The 24,118-nt window shown below is 62.5% G+C and carries 17 protein-coding genes and 1 pseudogene; 14 read left to right on the top strand and 4 right to left on the bottom strand.

The genetic code is table 11. From position 1 onward, the window contains the following. Positions 1-84: 84 nt before the first annotated feature. The 6 genes from KY496_RS00465 (at position 85) to KY496_RS00440 (ending at position 11,786) form a co-directional block, all read left to right on the top strand. Entirely contained in the window at positions 85-2,976 is a 2,892-nt protein-coding gene (locus tag KY496_RS00465; RefSeq protein WP_229520386.1) for a type VI secretion system Vgr family protein, read from the top strand. An 8-nt stretch (positions 2,977-2,984) separates the two neighbouring features. Further along, positions 2,985-7,970: an RHS repeat-associated core domain-containing protein gene (locus KY496_RS00460; RefSeq protein WP_219863375.1), complete on the top strand. Its 4,986-nt coding sequence runs from the start codon at positions 2,985-2,987 to the stop codon at positions 7,968-7,970. After that, entirely contained in the window at positions 7,967-8,404 is a 438-nt protein-coding gene (locus KY496_RS00455) for a hypothetical protein (protein WP_219863373.1), read from the top strand. Before KY496_RS00460 ends, KY496_RS00455 begins: the two co-directional genes overlap by 4 nt. Before the next feature lie 1,019 nt (positions 8,405-9,423). Then, complete coding sequence (locus KY496_RS00450) at positions 9,424-9,849, top strand: hypothetical protein (protein ID WP_219863371.1); 426 nt, start codon at positions 9,424-9,426, stop codon at positions 9,847-9,849. Positions 9,850-10,948: 1,099 nt separating this feature from the next. Continuing rightward, positions 10,949-11,227, top strand: a complete 279-nt coding sequence (locus tag KY496_RS00445) for a PAAR domain-containing protein (protein WP_219863369.1) — start codon at positions 10,949-10,951, stop codon at positions 11,225-11,227. A 301-nt stretch (positions 11,228-11,528) separates the two neighbouring features. Further along, positions 11,529-11,786 (top strand): hypothetical protein, encoded by a 258-nt coding sequence (locus KY496_RS00440; protein WP_219863367.1) that lies wholly within the window; start codon positions 11,529-11,531, stop codon positions 11,784-11,786. 21 nt (positions 11,787-11,807) lie between these two features. Here KY496_RS00440 and KY496_RS00435 read toward each other — a convergent pair whose 3' ends face one another. The 3 genes from KY496_RS00435 to KY496_RS00425 are packed head-to-tail and all read right to left on the bottom strand — an operon-like array spanning position 11,808 to position 14,752. Next, the gene (locus tag KY496_RS00435) at positions 11,808-12,620 is read right to left on the bottom strand and encodes an ABC transporter ATP-binding protein (protein ID WP_219863366.1); all 813 of its coding nucleotides are present in this window, start codon (positions 12,618-12,620) and stop codon (positions 11,808-11,810) included. Positions 12,621-12,635: 15 nt separating this feature from the next. Then, positions 12,636-13,553: a nitrate ABC transporter permease gene (gene ntrB, locus KY496_RS00430; protein ID WP_219863364.1), complete on the bottom strand. Its 918-nt coding sequence runs from the start codon at positions 13,551-13,553 to the stop codon at positions 12,636-12,638. A 29-nt stretch (positions 13,554-13,582) separates the two neighbouring features. Beyond that, the gene (locus KY496_RS00425) at positions 13,583-14,752 is read right to left on the bottom strand and encodes a CmpA/NrtA family ABC transporter substrate-binding protein (protein WP_219863363.1); all 1,170 of its coding nucleotides are present in this window, start codon (positions 14,750-14,752) and stop codon (positions 13,583-13,585) included. Positions 14,753-15,554: 802 nt separating this feature from the next. Here KY496_RS00425 and KY496_RS00420 point away from each other — a divergent pair. The 6 genes and pseudogenes from KY496_RS00420 (at position 15,555) to KY496_RS26965 (ending at position 19,769) form a co-directional block, all read left to right on the top strand. Continuing rightward, positions 15,555-15,749 carry a hypothetical protein gene (locus KY496_RS00420; RefSeq protein ID WP_005669451.1) on the top strand — a complete coding sequence of 65 codons (195 nt, stop codon included), beginning with the start codon at positions 15,555-15,557 and terminating at the stop codon, positions 15,747-15,749. Positions 15,750-15,828: 79 nt separating this feature from the next. Next, positions 15,829-16,143, top strand: a complete 315-nt coding sequence (locus tag KY496_RS00415) for a hypothetical protein (RefSeq protein WP_071363439.1) — start codon at positions 15,829-15,831, stop codon at positions 16,141-16,143. A gap of 159 nt (positions 16,144-16,302) precedes the next feature. Further along, positions 16,303-17,037: an ABC transporter ATP-binding protein gene (locus KY496_RS00410; RefSeq protein ID WP_307718387.1), complete on the top strand. Its 735-nt coding sequence runs from the start codon at positions 16,303-16,305 to the stop codon at positions 17,035-17,037. Beyond that, positions 17,034-18,470, top strand: a complete 1,437-nt coding sequence (locus tag KY496_RS00405; RefSeq protein WP_219863359.1) for a DUF3526 domain-containing protein — start codon at positions 17,034-17,036, stop codon at positions 18,468-18,470. The genes KY496_RS00410 and KY496_RS00405 overlap by 4 nt, the downstream gene beginning before the upstream one ends. Further along, positions 18,467-19,610: pseudogene (locus KY496_RS27405) on the top strand (DUF3526 domain-containing protein); the annotation flags it as partial. The gene KY496_RS00405 and the pseudogene KY496_RS27405, both read left to right, overlap by 4 nt. Before the next feature lie 18 nt (positions 19,611-19,628). Further along, positions 19,629-19,769 carry a hypothetical protein gene (locus KY496_RS26965; RefSeq protein WP_229520557.1) on the top strand — a complete coding sequence of 47 codons (141 nt, stop codon included), beginning with the start codon at positions 19,629-19,631 and terminating at the stop codon, positions 19,767-19,769. 67 nt (positions 19,770-19,836) lie between these two features. Here the strand turns inward: KY496_RS26965 and KY496_RS00395 are convergent, their stop codons facing one another. Continuing rightward, positions 19,837-21,588 carry a methyl-accepting chemotaxis protein gene (locus KY496_RS00395; RefSeq protein ID WP_219863358.1) on the bottom strand — a complete coding sequence of 584 codons (1,752 nt, stop codon included), beginning with the start codon at positions 21,586-21,588 and terminating at the stop codon, positions 19,837-19,839. Positions 21,589-21,855: 267 nt separating this feature from the next. Here KY496_RS00395 and KY496_RS00390 point away from each other — a divergent pair, with 267 nt between their 5' ends. Together KY496_RS00390 and KY496_RS00385 are read left to right on the top strand one after the other, a co-directional pair. Next, positions 21,856-23,256, top strand: a complete 1,401-nt coding sequence (locus tag KY496_RS00390) for an L-cystine transporter (protein WP_219863356.1) — start codon at positions 21,856-21,858, stop codon at positions 23,254-23,256. A gap of 96 nt (positions 23,257-23,352) precedes the next feature. Then, the gene (locus KY496_RS00385; RefSeq protein ID WP_005669434.1) at positions 23,353-24,117 is read left to right on the top strand and encodes a histidine phosphatase family protein; all 765 of its coding nucleotides are present in this window, start codon (positions 23,353-23,355) and stop codon (positions 24,115-24,117) included. The last annotated feature ends 1 nt before the right edge of the window (position 24,118 follow it).

Genomic DNA, 24,118 nt, shown 5'->3' with positions numbered 1-24,118 from the left:
ATAAATTGCGTTTTGTCATTGGTCGCTCTCGATTAATTACTACAGTCAACGGACTGTGACCAGATTAACCGATGCGCACCTACGATGACTGCCCTGCAATCGCTGCTGGAATCCCACCAAAGCACCCGCCTGTTACGCCTGGCGTTCCCGCGGAACGACAGGCCGCCGGTCAGGCTGATGGTGAACCAGTTCGAAGGCGCGGAATACCTGTCGCGCGACTTCGAGTTCAGAGTTGAACTACTGAGCGACGATGCCTGCATCGAACTCGAGGCGATGCATGGCAAGCTGCTGTGCATCTCGCTGGTGCAGCACGACGGCAGCCTGCGCCCATTCACCGGTTATGTCGCTTCGTTCAAGCTGGTCAAGACGGATGGCGGCCTGGCTTTCTATGAAGCCGTGCTGGTGCCATGGTTGGCATACGCGCGCCTGCGCCGGAATAACCGCTTATTCCATGCACAAAGCCTGAGCCAACAGGCCGAGACGATCTTCGCCGGCTACGGCAGCCTGCCTGTGTGGGAGTGGACGGTCGCCGGCGAACAGCCGCAGCGCACGATGTCCACGCAGTGGGACGAGACCGACCACAATTACCTGTGCCGGCACTGGGAGGCGGCCGGCTACAGCTATTGGTACGAGCACGCCAACGAAGGTCATGTGCTGAAGGTCTGCGACGACACGCGCAACGCAGCGCCGATCGACGGCGCATCGCCAGGCATTCGCTTCCAGCGCGCAGGCGGCTCCGCCGAAGAAGACGCGATCGGCGATTGGAGCCCGCTGCGCCAGTGGGCGTCCGGGAAAGCGGCAGTGAGCGGCTTCGACTTCAAGAATCCACGTCCGGTCCATGCGGACATCGTCACCGTCGACGAACAGGGAGATATACCGCGGTTGGAGGTCCACAGCTATGAAGGTCATTACGGCTTCAAGCACCAGCCCGGCGCCGACCAGCTCGCACGGCTGCGCATGGAAGAAATCGAAGCCCGCGGCAAGACGGTCGAAGCACAAGGGAATAATCGGCGGGTCGCAGCGGGCAGATGGTTCAAGCTGCTCGACCATTTCAGTGAAAGCGAGGCCAGCGAATTCCTGGTCCTGGAAGTGCACCACCAGGCCAGCAACAACTACCTGCAAGGCAAGGACGCGGTGGCGGAGTACAAGAACCGCCTGATCTGCCAGAGCAAGGCCTTGCCCTGGCGTCCCGGACGCGGCTTCAACAGTACCGACACCAGGCTGCTGGCCCTGCAGACCGCTACCGTGGTCGGTCCGCAGGGTCAGGGCAGCCTGAACGTGGACCAGTACGGACGCATCCAGGTCAAGTTTCACTGGGACCGCGACGAAAGTGGTAGCTGCTGGGTACGGGTAAGCAGCAACTGGGCCGGCGGCGAGAAAGGGTTGAGCAGTCATCCGCGGGTTGGATCGGAAGTGATCGTGCAGTGGCTTGATGGCAATCCCGACCATCCGATCGTGACCGGCTCCATGTACAACCAGCGCTATATGCCGCCGTGGAAGCTGCCCGAACAGCAGGCGCTGATGGGGCTCAGAAGCCGGGAACTGACCGCCGAGGGCGGCAACACACCCGGCGGACGCAGCAACCATCTGGTACTGGATGATACACAGGGGAAAATCCAGGCGCAGCTCAAGAGCGACCATCTGGCCAGCCAGCTCAGCCTCGGCCATATCAACCGCATCGACGACAACGCCGGACGCAAGGATGCGCGCGGCCAGGGTTTCGAGCTGCGCACCGACGGCATTGGTGCGGTGCGGGCGCAGCGCGGCCTGCTGCTCAGCACCGAAGGTCGGCCGAACGCCCGCGCGCACATCACCGACATGGCCGAGACGCTGGCGCGTATGGCGCAAGGCCAGGAATTGCACGACAGCTTGTCGCAAACCGCGCAACAGGCGCAGGCGCACCAGCCGGGCGACCAGGACCAGGTCGTCGCCGCGCTGCAGGCGCAGGTCGACGCCATCAAAGGTCAGGGCGGCACGCCTAGCCAAGGCGAATTCCCGGAGTTCCAGGCTCCGCACCTGCTTCTGGCCAGCCCTGCCGGCATCGAAACCAGCTCGCAGGGTTCCACCCACCTGATGAGCGTGGAGCACACCGCCCTGACCAGCGGCGGCCATGCCAGCGTGAGCGCGGGCAAGAGCTTGCTCGTGAGCGTCAAGGAAGCGGTGCGCATGTTTGCCTACAAGGCCGGCATGAAGCTGGTGGCGGCCGGCGCCGACATTGACATCACTGCCTTGAAGGACAGCGTCAACATCCTGGCCAAGCTCAACATCACCCATACCGCCAACCGGATCACGATCACGGCAAAGGAAGAAGTGGTGATCAACGGCGGCACCAGCTTCAGCCGCTGGAACGCATCGGGGATCGTCCATGGCACCAGCGGTAACTGGCGCCAGCACGCGGCCCAACACAGCTTCGTTCCCGGCAAGAGCGAAGGCACGCCGACCTTGCCGCAGACCGTGCAACTGGCGCCGGGGCAGCTCGACCTGTATCACCACTATGTGAATCAGGAAGGCGGCAAGAAGCAAGGCATCCAGGGAGGCGACTACACCATCGTCGACGCCGAAGGGGGCGTTCACCAGGGAACGCTCGATGGCGACGGCTTTGCCAGCGTGGCCGGCCTGCCGATGGGCATGGCCACGGTCAGCTATGGCAAGGACCCGCGCGACCCGTGGGATGAAGGCAGCTACTTCGGCCAGGGAACCGAATGGCCGGCCGTGGCGCTGCCCGAGGCTGGCGCCGGGGCGGCGGCAGGCGCACTCAAAGGTGCAGCCGACAAGGTCGGCGCCATTGCGCAGGCCGCGGAACAGGCGGCAAGCGCGGTGCAGTCGCTGCCCAAAGGCGGCGCGCAAGCATTGCTGGCGTCGGTCGGACAGGCGGGCATGGCCAATGCTGTGGGCAAATTCGCGGGAAGCGCAACGGCCCTGCATACCTACGGCGCCGAAGCACCACCCGCGATCCCGAAACAATCCGTCCTATAAAAGCCACCATGACCGAGACCACGCAGGCCCCGTCCAAGTCCGCCGAACGTGCGCCCGAAGTCGCAGTTGCCCCGCTCAACACCATCAGCCAGCAGGACGTCGGCGCCGGCGCTGCCGCCTTCGACAAGTGGCTGCGCAAGATCAGCGGCGACTATGTCACGCTGGAGCGCCTGAGCACGGTGGCCGGCAGCCTGCCGGTGATCGGCAACATCATGGCGCTGATCGACGCCATCATGGATATCGTGGCGATCATCCAGAAGTACCTCGCCAAGAAGGAAAAGGACATCGATTTCTTGCAATGGGTGAGCCTTGGCATCAACCTGATCGGCGTGGCCCCGGGAGCTGGCAACGCGGCGCGCATGAGCCTGCGGCCTGCACTGCACCTGGTCAGGCAAAAGCTGGCCTTGGGCGCCAAGGATCTCGGCGCTGCGCTGGTCGAGGTGCTGGTCGTGCACCTGAACGCCAGGCTGGCCGGAGAAATCGACACCTTTGTCGACAGCGCGATGGGCAAGCTGCCCGGTATCCTGGACGATTGCGCCAATACTGCCGACGGCATCGCCGACGACTTGACCAAGATACTCAATCGCTGCATCGGCAAGGAACCGCTGTTCGACGTGGCCACCCCGGCGGAAGTGGAAAACAAGCTGCACGACCCAAAGGCGCAAAGCAGTTGGCGCCGCATGCTTGGCGCCCTCGGCCGGCAGTACAAGATGAGCGCGAACTACGTTGTCGCCATGGCAGCCAGCCACCTGCCGCAGAGCGCAGTAGCGGGCGTGACGGGCATCATCGACAACCTGACCGACTTCAAGCCGGCGTTTCGCGGCAAGCTTGGCGCCCTGGCCGACGAAAACGCGAAGATGAGCATCCGCTGGATCCTGATGCGGCTGCGCGAGGCAGTCACCAAACACAAGCGGCGCTACCCGGCGCTGGTCCCCTCGAGCAAGGGCGCAGACCACAGGAAGACCAAGCCCGACCACGAGCTGGGCGCCAGCAGCAAGCAAGGCCGGGCCACGGGCGACGCCAATGCCTGCAAGCTGTGCCCCGCAAAAGGCGGCACCGCGAAGTCGATCAGCTTTGCCACCGGCGCCGAAACCTTCACCCACACCGACTTTGTATTGGATGCGCCGCTCCCGATCGAATGGAGCCGCACCTATCGTAGCCAGCTGATCGCCTATGACCGCGGCAACCTCGGCGCGCGCTGGCTTACCCCCTACAGCACCCGGATCGACGTTGTAGGCAAAGGCAAGCCCGCCGCCCTGCTCTATCACGCCGCCGACGGCCGCAGCCACCGCTACCCGTACCTTGGCATCGGCCAGCGGCACTACGACCCGGTCGAGCACATCACGCTCACCCGCATGAGTCCCACCCTGCTCACGCTCGACTTCGGCAAGCCGCTGCCCGATGGAGAACCCAGCCCGTGGCGCGAAACCTACGAGCTGGTCGACACCGTGCGCGCCAAGATAGCCGACCTGGGCAAGGAGCATTTCCGGCTGATCGCGCTGCATGCCCGCGACGGCGCCGCCCTCGGCCTGCGCTACGACCATGTCGTCGCCAATGGCCCCTATGCCGGCGAGGAGGTGCTCAGTGACATCATCAGCAAGCAAGGCGAGACCATCGTCGCCCATGTTGGCGCCCGGGTCGACCTTGATACCGGCCACATCCGCGCGTTGTGGGAAATCCGGGACGGCAAGCTGGTGCGCCAGCTTGCGGCGTACGACTACGACAACCACGGCGACCTGATCCGCGCCCAGGACGAAAACGGCGCCGCCTGGCAGTACCAGTACGACCGCCACCTCATCACACGTTACACCGACCGCACCGGGCGTGGCATGAACCTCGCCTACGACACCAGCATCGACAGCGGGCTTCATGCCAGGGCGATCCGCGAGTGGGCGGACGACGGCAGCGACGACACCCGGCTCGAGTGGGACAAGAATATCCGCCTGACCTATGTCCTTGATGCACTCGGCCACGAGACGCGCTACTACTACGACATCGCCGGCTATACCTACCGTGTTGTGTATCCGGACGGACTCGAGGAATGGCTGTTCCGCGACGACGCCAAGAACGTCGTCCGCCATATCCGCACCGATGGTAGCAGCGAGCATTACCGTTACGACGACCACGGCAACCTGCTCACCCACACCCGCGCCGATGGCAGCCAGGTCCACTTCGAGTATGACGCCCAACACCGCGTCACCGGCATCCGCGATGCCGAAGGCGGCATTTGGAGGCGCGAATACAACGCCCAAGGCCACTTGGTCGAGGAAACCGACCCGCGCGGTAACAAGACCCAATACGCGTACGACAAGGCCGGCAGGTCCGTCGAAGTCATCGATGCCAAAGGCGGCGTCACGAAACTCGTCTACTCCCCGGATGGCCAGCTCGCCGGCTACACCGACTGTTCTGGCCACAGCAGCCAATGGGAATACGACGACCGCAAGCGCTTGGTCAAGCGCGTCGACGCCGCCGGCAATGTGACCCGCTACCGCTACACGCCGGTAAGTAGCGAAACGCTGACTCTAGCGCACAGCGAAGGCGCCGACAGAGGCAATCATCCCGGCCAGCTCGAAGCTGTCATCCATCCCGACGGCAGCCAGGAGCAACTGCGCCACGACGCCGAAGGCCGGCTGCTGGCGCATATCGACGCACTGCAACGCGTCACCGCCTACCGCTACACCGCAGGCGGTCTAATCGCCAAGCGCATCGACGCGCTGGGACACAGCCTGCAATACAGGTGGGACGCGCTCGGTCGCTTGACCGCACTGGAAAACGAAAACGACAGTGTCTACCGCTTCCAATACGATCCCGTCGGGCGCCTGCTGCAGGAACAGGGCTTCGACGGCAAGACCACCGGGTACCGCTACGATGAAGCCAGTGGTGTACTGGCGGAAACCGTCGAAGCCGGCGTGACCACGCGGCTCGACTTCGACCCCATGGGTCGACTCGTGCAACGCCGGGCCGCCGCGCCTGGCCAGGCAGAACAAGTCGAGACCTTCGCCTATAACGCCAACGGCCAGCTGGCCGAAGCGAAAAACGAGCACGCCAGATTGCAATGGTTCTACGACGACGCCGGCAACCTGGTGCGCGAACACCAGCACTACCATGGCCCGTTCCATCCCGACAAGCGCACTGCCGTCTGGCGCCACCACCATGACGAACTCAATCAGCGCATCGGCACTACCCGGCCCGACGGCCACCGCATCGATTGGCTGACCTACGGTGCAGGCCATGTGCATGGCCTGCTGCTCGATGGGCAGGACCTTGTATCATTCGAGCGCGACACGCTGTATCAGGAAACCGGCCGCACGCAGGCCAACGGCCTGCTGCAAACGATGAAATACGACCCGGCCGGGCGTCTGATCGAACAGCAGCTCGGCGCCATCGCGCAGATCGGCCGGAAGGACCGCTACGCTTACGCCGACACTTACCGTCCCGAGGTCCAGGTCGGCATGCAAGCCGCAATCCTGCGGCGCTACCGCTACGACCCGGCCGGCCAACTGATCAGCCTCGAAGACAACCGGCGCGGCCGCATCGAATACCGCTACGACCCGGTTGGACGCCTGCTGGCGGCAAACAGCGCACTGGGTCGTGAAACCTTCGCGTTCGATCCGGCCGGGAACATCCAGGCACCCGATACTGCGCAGCAGGAGCCCATTAGCCGCCGTGTCCCACTGCCGAAACTACTGGACAACCTGCTCAAGGAATATGCCGGCGTGCGCTACCGCTACGACGAACGCGGCAACGTCGTGGAACGAACCCAGGACGGCCTGCGGTCCGGGTATGAATGGGATGCGTTCAATCGGATGATCCGCGCCACGACCTGGCATGGCGTTACCACCTATGCCTACGATCCACTGGGGCGGCGCATCGTCAAACGCAGCGGGGCGATGGATGGCGCTGCTTTCCGGGAGACGACCCGGACCATGTACGGCTGGGATGGCGACACGCTGGCGTTGGAAAGCAGCGTGCACCAGGGCTATGCGGCGGGGGAACGGACAGTGCACTACGTGTACGAGCGCGATAGCTTCGTGCCGCTGATGCAGGCTACCCGGAACCGAATGCTTCGACTGGCGCCCACGACCGATGTCAAGACGCTGATGGCGGGCAACGACGGCAAGTATGACATCGCGCTCGATCCGCTATGGAACGGCGAGTTCGAGCAAGAAGCCGAGCCGTTCGGTAAGGAGGAGATCGCATTCTATCAATGCGATCATCTTGGTACGCCACAGGAGTTAACCGACCATGATGGTAAGGTTGTGTGGTCGGCGCAGTACAAAGCGTGGGGGCAAGCGAAGGAGGCGATCAGCGAAGCGGCGCGCACGGCTGGAATATGGAATCCAATCCGGTTTCAGGGACAGTACTTCGATGAAGAAACGGGACTGCATTACAACCGGTATCGGTACTACGACCCGGAAGGCGCACGTTACATAACGGCTGATCCTATTGGCCTGCTCGGTGGGATGAACGCTTATCAGTACGCACCAAATCCGACGAGCTGGATAGACCCTTTGGGTCTGCGATCAAAGAAAACGAAAATATCTTGCCCTATATGTACGGGGACGCCATGTCGGGGCAAGAAAAATCCGGCGCGTGGTGCAGCAGGATTCCAGAGCTCGCGCGCGTACCCTAATAAAGACCGCTGGTCAAACGTGACATTACCTAAAGGAACTACTGTGTATACACTGTACCCTTACGGAACGAAGCCGGGCGGCTTCTTTGCTGACGAGTCCACTCTTGCTGCATCAAAAGGTTCAATCAGGGCATATCATGAGGCGACACAAGTCGGACACTCTGGAAATTCTGACAACTTCAAATTCGGTGCAAGGCAAAAGGTCCAGGCATTTACACTAAAAGAAGACCTTTGTGTTGGGAAAGCTTATGCCCTTGCCAATAACGACTATGGAGCAGGCGGCGGAACGCAATATTACATTACTGCAAGAGATCGTATGAGCATGGAAAAAGGCCCAATAATGGAGTTAACAAATCCATGATTAACTTTCTCGAAGGAAAAATCAGTCTCGGTACAAAAAATATTCTCGCCTCCTCTGATGACGAAGACTTAAATGCGCTCACCAAAGAAGGTTTAATTGAAAAGCGAGAAACTGGCGGGGGCAGAACTTACTACTACGTAGAAGCTGTGACGGATGGTATGAGGTTCGGCGTTTTTATTAGGTTACGAGAGACAAGGATTGAGTGGCTTCGATTGCAGTGGCTAGACAGCTCCATGAAAGGGTGGGATGACGTAAGTGAAAAGTCCGTAAAGGACGAATATCGTCTACTATCGAATTTCGTAGAACAGAAAATCGGACGTCCACCTGATAATAAGAAAAATAGACAGCGTATGTGGCATTTCAAGTGGGGGCAAGTTGAAGTGAGCTATGAACCACGTGCCTTTCAGGTGGACATCTTTATGGCAACTCGCTGAAGTTACCAAATTGCGGACTGATCACAGCGGAGGTCAGGTCTGACATTTAGATACAACCTCGACAGTTAGCATGTGTTGGGGCTGAACTCGTGCCCGAATGTCAGACCTGACCCTTTTACTGCCCCTTGAATCAGCCAGAAATGGCACTCAATATCAGCTTCCGCGAAGCGTTCAATCGCACTTAGATGCGGGAGAATTAGTCGAAATCCCAAATCGTTGCCAACCATCACGGAGATAAATTATGTTGAAGAACAAGTTGGCGATCGTAGATTTAAACCATATCGTCAGAGCCGCGCTACCAGTCTTGGACCGGACGTTCTACCAGTGCGTTAACTGTTGGACCATTCTCCGGTCGAACCCTTCTGACAATGAGTATTGCTTCTGCGAGAATGTCTCTATGGTCAAGCACCAATGGGGCCAGGTCTGATATCTAGACACAACCTCGACAGTTAGCGTGTGTTCGCGCTCAGCTCGTGTACGAATGTCAGACCTGACCCTTTTTAGGAACTGGATCCGATTGGGTTGGCGGGTGGATTCAATTTGTACCGCTACGTTGGGAACCCAGTTAATCTAACTGATCCGCTTGGGCTTTCTTGTAAACTGCCGAACTTGCCAAAACGGCCTCTTGCGCTTCCTGCTCCGACAGCATCAAATCCCTGGATGCCGAATACTCCTATGGAATCGGCTCCCGCTCCAGCAGGCGGATTGGAGGTTCAAATGGCGATGGCGCCTGGACAAACTCTACCAGGTGGATGGGCGACACAAGACCACATCCCCAATGTGGCCTATGTACGAAAAAATTTAGCTGTGACACCACAATTCAAACCTGAAGTGTCGCATGTACAAACATTTCACATTCCTGAAGGAGTGCAGCTCCAGCACGGAATGGTTGGGCCTCAGACGCATGGCTGCGCAACTTATCCCGGTGGAGGCAGCCAAGTACAGATTCTGAATTACGCGGACCGTGCCAAACTCGTTCCCGTTGGGCGCCAAGGCCTATTGAATAACAGAGACAGGCAATGACTAAATTACAAAACTTCAGAAATATCGAACTGGACCCGTACTACGATAAAATACAGAACCCGAAGCGATTAACAGCGAGGGAACTACTGCCAATTGGAGCATCATGGGAACACAATGGGCAAAAATATGAATTGTTGAAACCGTGGGGAGTTCTCGCAGTGCCGTTAAACGATTTCCGCAGTATTGCCATAGTGGAGGGACCATTCGAAACGGGACAAAAAAATCATGCTTACGTCATGAATACGGACGGAAGCATTCGCTTTGAAATAAATAAGCCAAGAGAATTAACCACCTCGTCATTTTCCGATGTTTATTATGTCTCCGGCGAGCTTTGTTTCTTCTTATCGGGATCATCAGGTGACTTTCGATTATCAATAAATGAAATTGACGGCACGATTTCCAAAATCAATCCAAACCGATAATCATGTTGTCAGTTAGATCTCCAAGCGGCAATACAACGGGATTGAACGTGCGAGCGAGATATGCGGGCGGTACAGGTAGGAGATCTGGCACACGTTCCGGGATGGATCAGCAGAACCTTGGTCGATCAGTCTAGGAATGCGACCCAATATGTGCTTTCGCGACGTGTTAACCGGCTGGTCAAGTGCTAAAATTTATACTGAATCTTAATAAATTAAGTCAACCATAAGCTGTCCATCTCAGCACAGTAGATGCTTAAAATCCGGAAGGGGGATGGCAAGTCATACCGGCAGAACGCGAATATACAGAAGCAATCAGACGATGACGACCTTTTCAGAATCAATTTCTAGCATCGTTACCGATTTACATCAAGGTGGTTTTTAAAGATGCTGATGATTTGCAGCATCTGGCTGATTTAGCGTTAGACCGAACTCTGTCGGCAGACACTCGGAAAGATGCATTGAAGCAGATAGAAATGCGTTGCCATGTGAAGTCGCTCGGGGACTTTTACTTGCCTCATTTATCACAAAAAGATTGGTGGGGAAGGCTAGAAAAACTTAGCAGGTTAACCAAGAAGCACATGCGATCTATTTGTTAGTCAAAGGGCAGCATGAGGATAAAGAGACAAGGCTCTATACAACTGGCATCGGCATTACTAGCCGGACCGCGCATGCTACATAACGGCTAATAAATGATTTATGTTGACGAACAACTTGGTCATCGTAGACTTGAACCATGTCGTCGGGGCGGCGTTACCAGTCTCGGACCGGACGTTCTACCAGTGTATTAACTGCTGGAGCATTCTCCGGTCGAACCCTTCGGATAATGAGTACTGCCTCTGCAGAAATGTCTCCGTTGATGTTGATGCGGGAAGAGCTGGGGCTAGGGACGAGCAGTTGCTTCGAGTGTTGCAGATCACTCATGCAGACTGATTCAAACGCATGACCCCTCAATTCGGAAAGTTTGCCCCGGTTCAGCTACCACCTGCTAGGCCAGAAAAGAAGCATATATGGCTGCTATGGCAAGGCGTTCAGGACGCAGCTGAGCTTGTGCCAGATACCCACTGCTCTACTCACGTGACCGATTCCACTGGAGAGCCAAATGTCATTAAAGGTCATTACAGTCGGAGACAAAACCGACCATGGCGGCACAGTTGTTAGCGGTTCGCCCAATCACGACATCAGGGGAAGAGCGATCGCCCGACTGGGTGACAAAGTTAATTGCCCGCAGCCCTACCCCGGTGGCAAACCGCACGGTGGCAACAAGATCATTACCGCCCACGACACACTGACAATCGACGGGGTACCGGTTGCGGTCGAAGGATGCACGACGGAATGCGGATGCAAGCTGATCGGCAGCCTGCCTGCAACGGTCGGTTGAAGGCCTTGCGAGGTCTTGGCTTGTCAATCAAAGACTACCTTGCCAAGCAGATGACGGCCATACCAGCCGCTCTATGTAGCGCCAATCGCTGCAGGCCATGGGCAGACATGACCAACTCACCATGTGACGCACTTGTTATGTGACTCCCGATAAGCTACTATTCCCTCCCCTTGGCTTAGCGCTGGTTCAAGCCCAGCACACTGCCCACCGAGGATTCAGTAGAAACGTCAGCCTTCGGGCTGGCGTTTTTTCTTTCAGCTTATCCTGTCATCCCCCCCACTCGCACAACGACGACCGCGCCATGACCTACGAAGACTTCCTCGACGAAGTAACAACCCTCCTCACTGAAATCTACAACCTGAGCGACGAAGCCGCGATCAAGCTGGTGGTCGACGCACAGGCCAACGACTACTTCGTCACGCACGACGACAAAGAAGAACTGCGCACCGTCGCCCAGGCCAAGCGCGACGCTGTCGCACTGTACGAGGCCAAGCAGAACCGGAATCAAACCCAGCGCAAGCAGCAGCAGCGCCAGGTGCAGAAGAAAAAACCCGCCTAATTCCCTGCCTGAGGCCGCCGCTTACGCCGCTTCCACCGCCGGATGCGCCTGCTTGCGATACAAGAACTCCAGCACCGCCTTGCGATGCTCCGTATAGCGCGCATCCTGCGCCAACGCGACCCGATCACGCGGCCGCGCCAAGCCCACCTCGACGATCTCGCCAATGGTCGCCGCCGGCCCATTGGTCAGCATCACGATCCGATCCGACAGCAACACCGCCTCGTCCACATCGTGCGTCACCATCACGACCGTGGATCTGGTCGCCGCCACGATCTTGAGCAGCTCGTCCTGCAAATGGGCTCGGGTGAGCGCATCGAGCGCGCCGAACGGCTCGTCCATCAGAAGCACCTTCGGCTCCATCGCCAGCGCCCGCGCGATGCCGACCCGCTGCTTCATGCCGCCCGAGATCTCGTGCGGCCGCTTGCCCTCCGCGCTCGACAACCCCACCAGCGCCAGCGCAGCCAGCGTCCGTTCGCGCAGCTGGGCACGGGTGTCACTGGCGCCAAACACCCGCTCGACCCCGAGATGAATGTTCTCGTAACACGTCAACCACGGCAGCAGCGAATGATTCTGGAACACCACCGCCCTCTCCGGCGACGGCCCCGCGATCTCGCGATTGGCGCACAACAGCACGCCCGCCGTCGGTTTCAACAAGCCGGCAATCAGGTTCAGCAAGGTCGACTTGCCGCAGCCCGAGTGCCCGATCAGCGTGATGAACTCCCCCTTGCGCACCGCCAGGTCAATCCCCTGCAACGCCTGGAACACGCCCTTCTTCGTATGAAACGCCATCTCCACGCCGGTGATGTCGATGAACCTGGTTTGAAGGTCTTCCATGATCGCGCTCCTTAATCAGTTAGCCACTTGTTCGTGCGTCAGCGCCCGCGCCAGCGCCACCAGCGCCTGCTCGAGCAGCAGCCCCACCACGCCGATGACGACGATCGCGATGATGATGTTCGCCACGTTCAGGTTGTTCCACTCGTCCCACACCCAGAAGCCGATGCCCACGCCGCCGGTCAGCATCTCGGCCGCCACGATCACCAGCCATGCGGTGCCGATGGCGAGGCGCACGCCGGTCAGGATGTAGGGCAGCGCCGACGGCAGCAGGATCTTGGTCAGGATCTTCCACTCCGACAGGTTCAGCACGCGCGCCACGTTCATGTAGTCCTGCGGCACGCGCTGCACGCCGACCGCCGTGTTGATGATCATCGGCCAGATCGAGCAGATGAAGATCGACCAGATCGCCGCCGGGTCGGCCGACTTGAACACCAGCAGGCCGATCGGCAGCCAGGCCAGCGGCGAGACGGGTTTCAGCAGGCTGATGATCGGGCCGAACATGCCGCTCACAAAACGCACCCGCCCTATGATGAAACCCAGCGGAATGCCCACCAGCGCCGCCAGTCCAAAACCCACCGCGACCCGCTTGAGCGAGGCCAGCACATTCCAGCCAATGCCCTGGTCGTTCGGGCTGTTGTGGTAGAACGGATCGGCGAACAGCTTCAGCGCCTCCTGCAAGGTCGCCAGCGGCGACGGGAAGGTCTCGTTGCGGGTGGCGATCAGCTGCCACACCAGCACCACGAAGGCGATGCCTACCAGCGGCGGCAGGACCGCCTTCACCGCTCGGGCGAACGGCTGCGCGCCGCGCACAACGGGCGCCGGCTTGCGGACCGGAGACGCGGCGAGAGGCACATCCGCCGCAAGCGGCAGCGTCACGACAGTCGCGCCGCCACCGGTCGATGCATGGTGTTCGGATTTCAGGATAGCGTTCATGGCATTCCCCCATTCAAACAAGATGAAAATCAGACCCTGACCTTGAACGAAGCGGCATAGGCTTTCGGGTCCTTGCCGTCCCAGACGCTGCCGTCCATCAGCTTCGAGCTGCGCATCGGGCTGGATGGCACCGGCGCCTTGGCAAGGGTCGCCGCGTCCTTGTACAGCGCGATCTGGTTGACCGCGCTGGCCACGGCCAGGTAGTCGGGGTCCTGCTTGAGCAGGCCCCAGCGGCGATGCTGGGTCATGAACCACATGCCGTCCGACAGATACGGGAAGTTGACCGCGCCGTCGTTGTAGAACTTCATGTAGTTCTGGTCGTCCCAGGTCTTGCCCAGGCCGTTCTGGTAGCGGCCCAGGATGCGCTGGTCGATCGCGTCCTTGCTGGTGTTGACGTACGATTTGGCGGCGATGACCTCGGCCATCTTGTTCTTGTTGGCCATCGAGGCGTCGATCCAGCGGCTGGCCTCGATGATCGCGGCCATCATGGCGCGGCAGGTATTCGGGTGCTTCTTCGCGAACTCCAGCGTCGAGCCCAGCACCTTTTCCGGGTGGTCGCGCCAGATGTCCTGGGTCGTGATGGCGGTGATGCCGATGCCGTCCATGATGGCGCGGTGCCCCCAGGGTTCGCCCACGCAGAAGCCGTCCATGTTCCCGACCCGCATATTGGCCACCATCTGCGGCGGCGGCACCGTGATCACCTTGGCTTCCTTCATCGGGTTGACGCCGTTGGCCGCCAGCCAGTAATACAGCCACATCGCATGGGTGCCGGTCGGGAAGGTCTGGGCGAAGGTGAAGTCGCGTTTTTCGGCGCGCATTAGCCTGGCCAGCGACTGGCCGTCGACCGCGCCCTTGTTAGCCAGCTGCTTGGAGAGCGTGATCGCCTGGCCGTTGTTGTTCAGGCCCATCAGCACCGCCATGTCCTTGCGCTGCCCTCCGATGCCCATCTGGACGCCATACAGCAAGCCGTACAGCACGTGGGCCGCGTCCAGGTCGCCGTTGGCCAGCTTGTCGCGCACGCCGGCCCACGACGCTTCCTTGCTCAGCACGAATTTGACGCCGTACTTCTTGTCGAAGCCCAGCACTGACGCCATGACCACCGACGCGCAATCGGTCAGTGGAATGAAGCCGATCCTGATCTCGGTCTTTTCCGGCTTGTCCGACCCCGCCGCCCACACGCCGCCCGTTGCCAGCCCCATCAAGCTTCCTCCCGCTACCAGACCTGCGCCATGAATGACTTTCCTGCGCGTGACATCGACTTCGCCGACGCCCGTCGTCGCTACGCTCTTCGCTTCAAGCTTCTGATTTTTCATCGCAATCCCAATGTGGTCAGGCAAAAAAAAAGACGCGTACCGACATGAACGCATTCATGTTCCGGTAGACGTCATTGTCTTGTGGGTGCTGCCTTCGTTGGCGGCACACGCAGCGCTCCGTTGCGCTGATGCTGATTACGCAATCTTCATGCCAGGAAGCGCGCAGAGGGACGCGCCCAAAACTGCACCGCCAGCGCACCGTACGATGGCGAGAATGGCGCACTGCGATTGCGCATCGCATCATTTTGGACGAGCTGTTGCGTCCGCTCAGCGAAGCTGCAAATACACCCTTCAACTCGCTGGCACGGCATGCTAGGATGGACTGTTTCTATAAGAAAACACCAGTTGTCAATCGTGCGGCCCTTGTCTATACGTGGCATGCATGTAAAATAAATAACGTCCCGAACGCAGCCCGACTTGAAGGTCTTGCTCCCGTCCCGGGTCCCGAATTCGACGCTTTGTACTGGCATCCGCATGTCACGCATTCACTGTCCGCCCTACCCCAGCCCGCGTTATCCCAACGACGTGGCGGTGCGGCCCAGTTGCCACAGTTGCCAGACAGCCCTTCTTCCTGCCCAGCGCGCCCCGCGCGCCTGAACGGCACACCATCTTCGTATTACGCCCGGCTCACGCCGGCCATTCATCATCTACTTGCCAGTCTTCATTCGAGACGGCGCTGGAGTCAACCATGAACACCGAACATACCGAACGCCACCATTCTTCCATCCATGCCGCGACCGCGGTCGACCGCAGCAACCCACAGGCGCCGAAACGCGGCATCGCCAAGGACATCGTCTCCAACGGCCGCCGCCTGCGCACCCGCATCGGCGTCATCGCCGCCGCCTGCATCGGCCTGACCGCGCTGCTGATCGCTTTCGAGTAAGCCTCGATTGGTGCGACCCGGTTGTCGGCTCGATGTCCGCTGGGCTATACTGCCCCGCATCAACGTCAATCGGGATCGCATGCAGTTCCAGGCCGCCAGCTTTCAGCAGATGAGCGCACCCCTGCGCCGGGTGCTGGCCTGCCTGTGCGCGCTGATCCTTGCCCTGCAACTCGTGGGCGCCTCGTTCCACGACCATGACCTGTCCGAACAGCTGTCCGACTGCGTCAGCTGCCAGCTCGCTTCCCATTCCACAGCCGACCTTCCCGCGGCATCGCCACAACTGCTGGCGATCTTCCTCGTCATCGCCTACGTCCTCGCACGCCTGCCGCGCCCCGCGCCGGTCGTCCTGCGCCGCTACCTGATTCCTTCCCGCCAGGCGCCTCCGCGCCACTGATCCGCCTCCAGAACCCGTGCAGGCCGGCCCGCGCCGGCTTGCGGGCGCGCATGCGCTTTCGCGCACTGCGTGCATCCCGCGCGCGCCGCCGCCGGCTTTCACGCCGCGACGCGCGTGTGGCCTGTCGCTCCCGCTTCACCACAAAGGACCACGATGACCATGAATACCCCTGCCCTGGAGGCGAACGGCGTGACCGTCGCCTACCAGTCCGCGCCCGTGCTGCGCGACCTGTCCCTGCGCGTTGCGCGCGGCGAGATCTATGCCCTCCTGGGCGGCAACGGCGCCGGCAAGTCGACCACCATGAACACCTTCCTCGGCTTCACGGCGCCCCGCTCCGGCAGCGTACGCGTGTGCGGCATCGACGTCGCCGCCGACCCGCTGGCCGCGCGCGGCCAACTGGCCTATGTGCCCGAGAACGTGGCCTTGTACGAGCATCTGGACGCCCGCGAGAACATCGAATACTTCCTGCGCCTGGCGGGCAGCAGCTGGAGCAAGGCCGGCATCGACGCGGCCCTGGACGCCGTGCGCCTGGACGCCTCGGCCTGGAAACGCCGCCTTGGCGGCTATTCGAAAGGCATGCGCCAGAAGGTCGCGATCGCGCTGGCCGTGGCGCGCCAGGTGCCGGTGCTGCTGCTGGACGAGCCCACCACCGGCCTCGATCCGCAGGCCACCAGCGAGTTCAACGCCCTGCTGCAGGGCCTGCGCGGGCGCGGCAGCGCGATCTTCATGGTCACCCACGACCTGCTGGGGGCGGCCGAGGTGGCCGACCGCATCGGCTTCCTGGAGCGCGGCCACATCAGCCATGAAGTCGCGGCCGGCGGGGACGAACGCTATGACGTGCGCGACCTGTACCGGCGCTATGCCGGAACGACGCAGGCAAAGGAACCGGCATGAGCGCCACCATCAGGCAAGCGCTGCCCGCCATCGCCCGCAGCGAATGGCGCGCCATGCTGCGCAACCGGGTGGCGGTGGCCGCCGGCATCCTGATGCTGGCGCTGACCCTGGCCGCGATCCTGGTCAGCCACGAACGCGTGCAAGCCGTCGACGCCGAGCGCGCGCGCTTTCAAGGCACGGCCGACGCACAGTGGCACAACCAGCCGGATCGTCATCCCCACCGCGTGGTGCACTACGGGCACTACGTGTTCCGTCCGCTGAGTCCCCTCGCCTTCTTCGACTTCGGCGTCGATCCGTTCACCGGCAACACGCTGTTCCTCGAAGGCCACCGCCAGAACAGCGCCAACTTCAGCGATGCGGGCCAGTCCTCGGTGCTGCTGCGCTTCGGCCAGCTCACCCCGGCCTTCGTGCTGCAGGTGCTGACGCCCTTGCTGATCGTGTTCCTGGCCTTCGGCAGCGTGGCGCGCGAGCGCGAGCGCGGCCAGCTGCGCCTGCAGATCGTGCAGGGCATCCCCGGCGCGACCCTATTGCTCGGCAAGCTGGCCGCGCATGCCGGCGTGGCGCTGCTGCTCGGTGCTCCCGCCTTCATCGCGCTTGCCGCGATCGCGCTGCTGCATCCGGCGGCGGCGCCGCAGGCGCTGACGATGCTGCTCGGGTATGCGCTCTACCTGCTGCTGTGGGTGGTGGCGGCGGTGCTGGTGTCGGCGACGCTGCCGCGCGCGCGCGACGCGCTGCTGGCCCTGGTGGCCGGCTGGATCGTCACCGCAATCCTGCTGCCGCGCGTGATGCCCGACTTCGCCGCCGGCGACGTCGGCCGGCCGAGCCGCATCGAAACCGAAGTCGCGATCCACGAGCGGCTGGCCGCGATCGGCGACAGCCACAATCCCGACGACCCCTATTTCAACGCCTTCCGCGCGCGCACCCTCGAGAAATACGGCGTGCAGCGGGTCGAAGACCTGCCGGTGAACTACGGCGGCCTGTTGATGGCCGAAGGCGAACGCCTGACGAGCGAACTGTTCGACGAATTCATGCGCGCCGACTTCGCGCGCCAACGCGAAGAGAACGCGATCGTGCATTCGGCCAGCCTGTTCAGCCCCGTGATCGCGCTGCGGCGCATGTCGACCGCACTGGCCGGCACCAACCTCGACAGCCACGCGCGCTTCCTGGTCGAGGGAGAAAAATACCGCTACGCCTTCGTCCAGGCGCTCAACGGCCTGCACGCCAACGTGGTCTCGCCGCAGGGCGCGGGCGACGAACGCATCGACAAGCACCACTGGGACGACACGCCGCGCTTCGGCTATCCGCCCGCGCCCTATGCCGAGGTGGCGGCGCGCCATGCCTGGCCAGCCTTCGCCCTGCTGGGCGGCTGGTTGCTGGCCCTGCTGGGCGCTGCTTATCCCATCGCGAAACGCCTGGAAAGGAAGGCCAAATGAAAACGCTGACATTTGAACTGCGCCAGGTCGCGCATTCGCGACTGGCCGTCGGCGCCGTCGTGCTGCTGGCGCTGTTGTGCGCGCTGTCGGTCTGGACCGGCCTGCAGACCGTGAGCCAGCAGCGCGCCGCGCTCGAGCGCATCGCCGCCAGCCACGCGCAGGACCATGCCGCCATCGCCGCCAGGCAGCTCAAGGGTGGCGTGGCCGAAGCCGGCTCGGTCGGCTACTACCTGCCGCACCTGACGCTGAACCCGCCGTCGCCGCTGGCCTTCGCGGCGATCGGCCAGCGCGACCTGCAGCCGCAGGCCCTGCGCGTGCGCCTGCTCGGCCTGCACTCGCAGCTGTACGAGTCCGAGGCCATCAACCCCGAGCTGGCCATGCCGGGCCGCTTCGACTTCGCCTTCGTGCTGGTGTTCCTGGCGCCGCTGTTCGTGATCGCGCTGATGCACGACCTGGTCTCGAGCGAGCGCGAAGCCGGCCGCCTGCGGCTGCTGGCGTCGCTACCTGCCGCCGCCGCCGACACCTGGCGCCGCCGGGTCGGCCTGCGCTATGGCCTGGTGTGGCTGGCCACCCTGCTGCCGCTGGCCTGTGGCGCGCTGGTGGCCGGCGCCGCTGTGGCGGACTTCGCGGCGATCGCGCTGGTGGCCACGCTCTATCTCGCCTTCTGGTTCGGGCTGGCGAGCTGGGTCGCGGCGCGCGCCCGCACCTCGAGCAGCAGCGCCGCGATCCTGCTGGCCTGCCTGGTCGGCTTGACGATGATCCTGCCGACCCTGGCCGACGCCGCGATCGCGCGCCTGTCGCCGGTGTCGAAAGGCGTCGAGCTGGCGCTGGCCCAGCGCCAGGCCGTGCACTCGGGCTGGGACATCCCCAAGCCGGAGACCTTCGAAAAATTCTTCCGCGCCCACCCCGAGTGGAAGGACACGCCGCCGGTCGAAGGACGCTTTCACTGGAAGTGGTATTACGCGATGCACCAGGCAGGCAAGGGAAAGCTGGACGGCGCGCGTCGGCCTGGTGCTGGCGTCGGTGAACGTGCAGGTGCTGCTGCACCGGCTGGCCGATACCGACCTGGCGGCGCAGTTGGCCTACCAGGACCGTATCGCGGCGTATCACGCGCAGTTGCGGCGCTTCTTCTATCCGTATCTGTTCGAGGAGCGGGCGATGACGCAGGCCGACCTGGCGCGGCTGCCGCGCTATGAACATGTGGCGGCGCCCGGCCGCCTGCCGACAGGCCAGTTGCTGGCGCTGGGGGTGGTGGCGCTCGCGCTGCTCGCGATTGGACTACGCAAGCTGCGCACGTAAGGTGGTGTAAACGACAGAAGCCAACCCTCGGGTTGGCTTCTTCGTGCCGTTTGGCTTCAAGCTGGAATCAGAACTCTTCCCAACCGTCGCCGACGTCCGCGGTTTCGGCTTTCTTCGGCTTCGCAGCGGCAGCCGGCGCGGCTTGCGCCTTGGGCTTGGCCGGCGCCGCGGCCTTGCCTGGCTTGGCGGGCGCCTTCACCGGCGCCTTCGCCACCACCGCCGGCAAGGTCGTGGTCACGCGCGGCGCCGCCGCGCTGACGCGACTGGTGCCGGCCTGATTCAGCTTGAATGCGCCCACGGTCTGCGCCAGCGCAGTCGCTTCTTCCTGCAGCGAGGCCGCTGCGGCCGACGCTTCTTCCACCAGCGCCGCGTTCTGCGTGGTCACCTGGTCCATCTGGGCCACGGCGCCGTTGATCTGTTCGATGCCGGCGGTCTGTTCCTGGCTGGCGGCGGTGATCTCGGACATGATGTCGGTCACGCGGTTCACGCTCTGCACGATTTCCTGCATCGTGGCGCCGGCGCGCTCGACCAGCTCGGAGCCGTGGTGCACCTTGTCGACCGAGTCGTCGATCAAGAGCTTGATTTCCTTGGCCGCCGCCGCGGAACGTTGCGCCAGGCTGCGCACCTCGCCCGCCACGACCGCGAAGCCGCGGCCCTGCTCGCCGGCGCGCGCCGCTTCCACGGCCGCGTTCAGCGCCAGGATATTGGTCTGGAAGGCGATGCCGTCGATGACGGCGATGATGTCCACGATGCGGGTCGACGAGGCATTGATCGCGCCCATGGTCTGCACCACCTGCTCGACCACCGCGCCGCCCTTGCCCGCCACTTCCGAGGCCGAGGTGGCCAGCGCGTTGGCCTGGCGTGCGTTATCGGCGTTCTGCTTCACGGTCGAGGTCAGTTCTTCCATCGACGAAGCGGTTTCTTCCAGCGAACCGGCCTGCTGCTCGGTGCGCGACGACAGATCCAGGTTGCCGGCCGCGATCTGGCTCGAGGCGGTGGCGATGTTGTCGGTGCCGGTGCGGACCTGGCTCACGATCTTCACCAGCGAATCGTTCATGTCCTTCAGCGCCTGCAGCAGGCGGCCGGTCTCGTCCTTCGAAGTCACTTCGATGGTCTGGGTCAGGTCGCCCTGGGCCACCGCGCCGGCGATCGCGACCGCCTGCTCCAGCGGACGCACGATGGCGCGCACCAGCACCCATCCGACGAAGGCGGCCATGATCAGGCCGAACACCAGGCCGGCCAGGCAGACCGCGCGCACGATCTCGAAGGTCGATTGCGAGGCCTGGTATTCCTTCAGCGCCGCGTCCTGCTGCTCCTTGACCAGCCTGGCGCCGAGATCGGCCACCGGCAGGTACAGCGTGGTCATCTTGCCGTTGAGCTGGGCCACGGCGCCGGCGTTGTCGCCGGCACGGATCGCGGCCATGGCCGGGCGGATGCCCTGCTCGGCGAATACCTTGCGCGCCTCGGTGAACTGTTCGTACAGGGCCTTCTCGCCGGCAGTCATCGGCAGCTGGCGGTAGCTGTCGAGGATCTTGCTGATCACCGCGATGTTCGCGTCGACCGACTCGAGCGCGGCATTGCGCTGGCCGCTGTCTTCCAGGTTGACGGCCTTGGCGACGGCGAGCTGGTTGGTGGTGATCAGCTGGGTGACCTGGCCCACCTGGCTCAGGCCCACCAGGCGGTGGTCGTACATCTGCTTGAGTTCGGTGTTGGCGACGCCGAGGTTGTAGATGCCGATGACCGCGCCGGCGACCAGTTCGACGGCCAGGAAGGCGATGACGAAGATGAGGCGCGACTTGATGCTGAGATGTTTGAACATGATTCGCTGGCCTAAGCCCATGGATAAAAAAATGTGGTATCCATTGGATTATAGAAACATTGTTCCCTTTATGGGAAGCATTGAGTATTTCCTTGCGTTATGACTTATCTTCCGTCGCAGTGCAGCAACAGATACACACATCTAGCGCGACCGCACGATATTCCTCCGTCAATATGCTCTGAGCGCATAAGCAAAGGTGACATTAACACTACGTCAAGGCAACTTTGCCGATAGAATGGCGCGATTCCTTGCTTCAACCCGAGTGTTATGACCTTCCCCGTCCTCCTGAACCTGGCCCTCGCCCTGGCCATCTGCGCACTCCTGTATGGCATGCAGGCCCGCCACGCCTCGTTCACCAAGCGCGTGTTCACCGGCCTCGGGCTGGGCGTCGTGTTCGGCGCCGGCCTGCAGGCCGTGTACGGCGCCGGCGCGAGCGACATCGTGGCCACCAATGCCTGGCTCGACGTGATTGGCAGCGGCTACGTCAAGTTGCTGCAGATGATCGTCATCCCGCTGATCATGGTCTCGATCGTGCAGGCCATCCTCAAGCTGCGCGACGCGGCGTCGCTCGGCAAGATCAGCACCCTCACCATCGGCATCCTGCTCGTCACGACCGTGGTCGCGGCCTGCATCGGCATCGCGATGGCCAAGCTGTTCGGCCTGTCGGCCGTGGGCCTGACCGCGTCGAGCGCCGAAGTCGCGCGCGGCGAATACCTGCAGGGCAACCTGGCCACGGCGCAGCAACTGTCGCTGCCGTCGCTGCTGCTGTCCTTCATCCCGGCCAATCCCTTCCTCGACATGACGGGCGCGCGCAAGACCTCGACCATCGCGGTGGTGGTGTTCGCGGTCTTCATCGGCATCTCGGCCGTCGGCATCGCCGGCAAGAAGCCGGAAGTGTTCCAGTCCTTCAGCGGCTTCGTGCACGTGGCCCACGTGATCGTGATGCGGATGGTGACCCTGGTGCTGCGCCTGACCCCGTTCGGCGTGTTCGCGCTGATGGCCAAGATGGTGGCCGGTTCGAGCCTGCAGGACATCCTGGGCCTGCTCAACTTCGTGGTCGCCTCGTATGCGGCGCTGGCGTTGATGTTCTGCGTGCACCTGGCGATGGTGGCCGGCGTCGGACTCAATCCGCTGCGCTACCTGAAGAAGATCTTCCCGGTGCTGGTGTTCGCCTTCACCTCGCGCACCAGCGCCGGCTCGATCCCGATGAGCGTGGCGACCCAGACCGCGCGCCTGGGCACGCCGGAAGGCACGGCCAATTTCGCCGCCTCGTTCGGCGCCACCATCGGCCAGAATGGCTGCGCCGGCATCTATCCGGCGATGCTGGCGGTGATGATCGCGCCGACGGTCGGCATCGATCCGTTCACCGTTGCTTTCCTTTTACCTCTGCTGGCGATCGTCGCCTTCGGCTCGATCGGCGTGGCCGGCGTCGGCGGCGGCGCCACCTTCGCGGCCCTGATCGTGCTGTCGGCGATGGACTTGCCGGTGGCGCTGGCGGGCCTCCTGATCTCGGTGGAGCCACTGATCGACATGGGCCGCACGGCGCTGAACGTCAGCGGTTCGATCGCGGCCGGCAGCGTCACCAGCCGGGTGCTGGGCCAGACCGATATGCGGGTGTTCCAGGACGATGCCGACGTCAACCTCGACGGCGAGGAACAAGCCGTGTAAGCACGCGTAAACATCGCCGCGGGCGGCAGCAATCGTGCGCTGACGCCTTGCCGAATCCGTCATGATGACGCCATGTTAACTTTTCGGCGGACGGCGATGGAGCAGAAATGGCCACAGGAGATCTGGCTGGTCAGGCATGGACAAAGCGCGGGCAATGTTGCGCGTGACCTGGCCGAAGCCGCCGCCGGGCACCGCATCGACATCGCCGACCGCGACGTCGACGTGCCGCTGTCCGACCTGGGCGAGCGCCAGTCCGAAGCCCTGGGCGCCTGGTTCGCCGCCCTGCCGCCGCACCAGCGTCCCAACGTGGTGCTGCATTCGCCCTACGTCCGCGCGACCGAGACCGCCAACATCCTGATGCAGCGCCTGGAGCGCGACGAGCTGTTGTGCGTGCGGTCCGACGAGCGCCTGCGCGAGAAAGAATTCGGTGTGCTCGACCGTCTCACCACGCACGGCATCGCCCACCACTTCCCCGATCTGTACGAACAACGGCACCACGTCGGCAAGTTCTATTTCCGCCCGCCGGGCGGCGAAAGCTGGTGCGACGTCATCCTGCGCCTGCGCAGCGTGATGGACACGCTCGAGCGCGACTTTTGCGGCGAGCGCGTGCTGATCGTCGCGCACCAGGTCACCGTGAATTGCTTCCGCTACCTGTTCGAGCACCTGAACGAGGCGCAGATCCTGGATTTCGACCGCGCCGGCGACGTGCCCAACTGCTCGGTCACGTCCTACGAGTTCGACCCCAACCAGGGCAAGCGCGGCGACCTGGCGCTGCGCCTGGTGAACTTCGTGGCGCCGCTGGAAGCGACCGGCACCCCGGTCACCGTCGCCAAGGACTTGCCCACCTCGCCCAAGGCCTGAG

It is taken from the genome of Massilia sp. NP310 (assembly GCF_019443485.1).
Lineage (GTDB): Bacteria > Pseudomonadota > Gammaproteobacteria > Burkholderiales > Burkholderiaceae_D > Telluria > Telluria timonae.
This window is presented reverse-complemented; position numbering and strand designations above follow the sequence as displayed.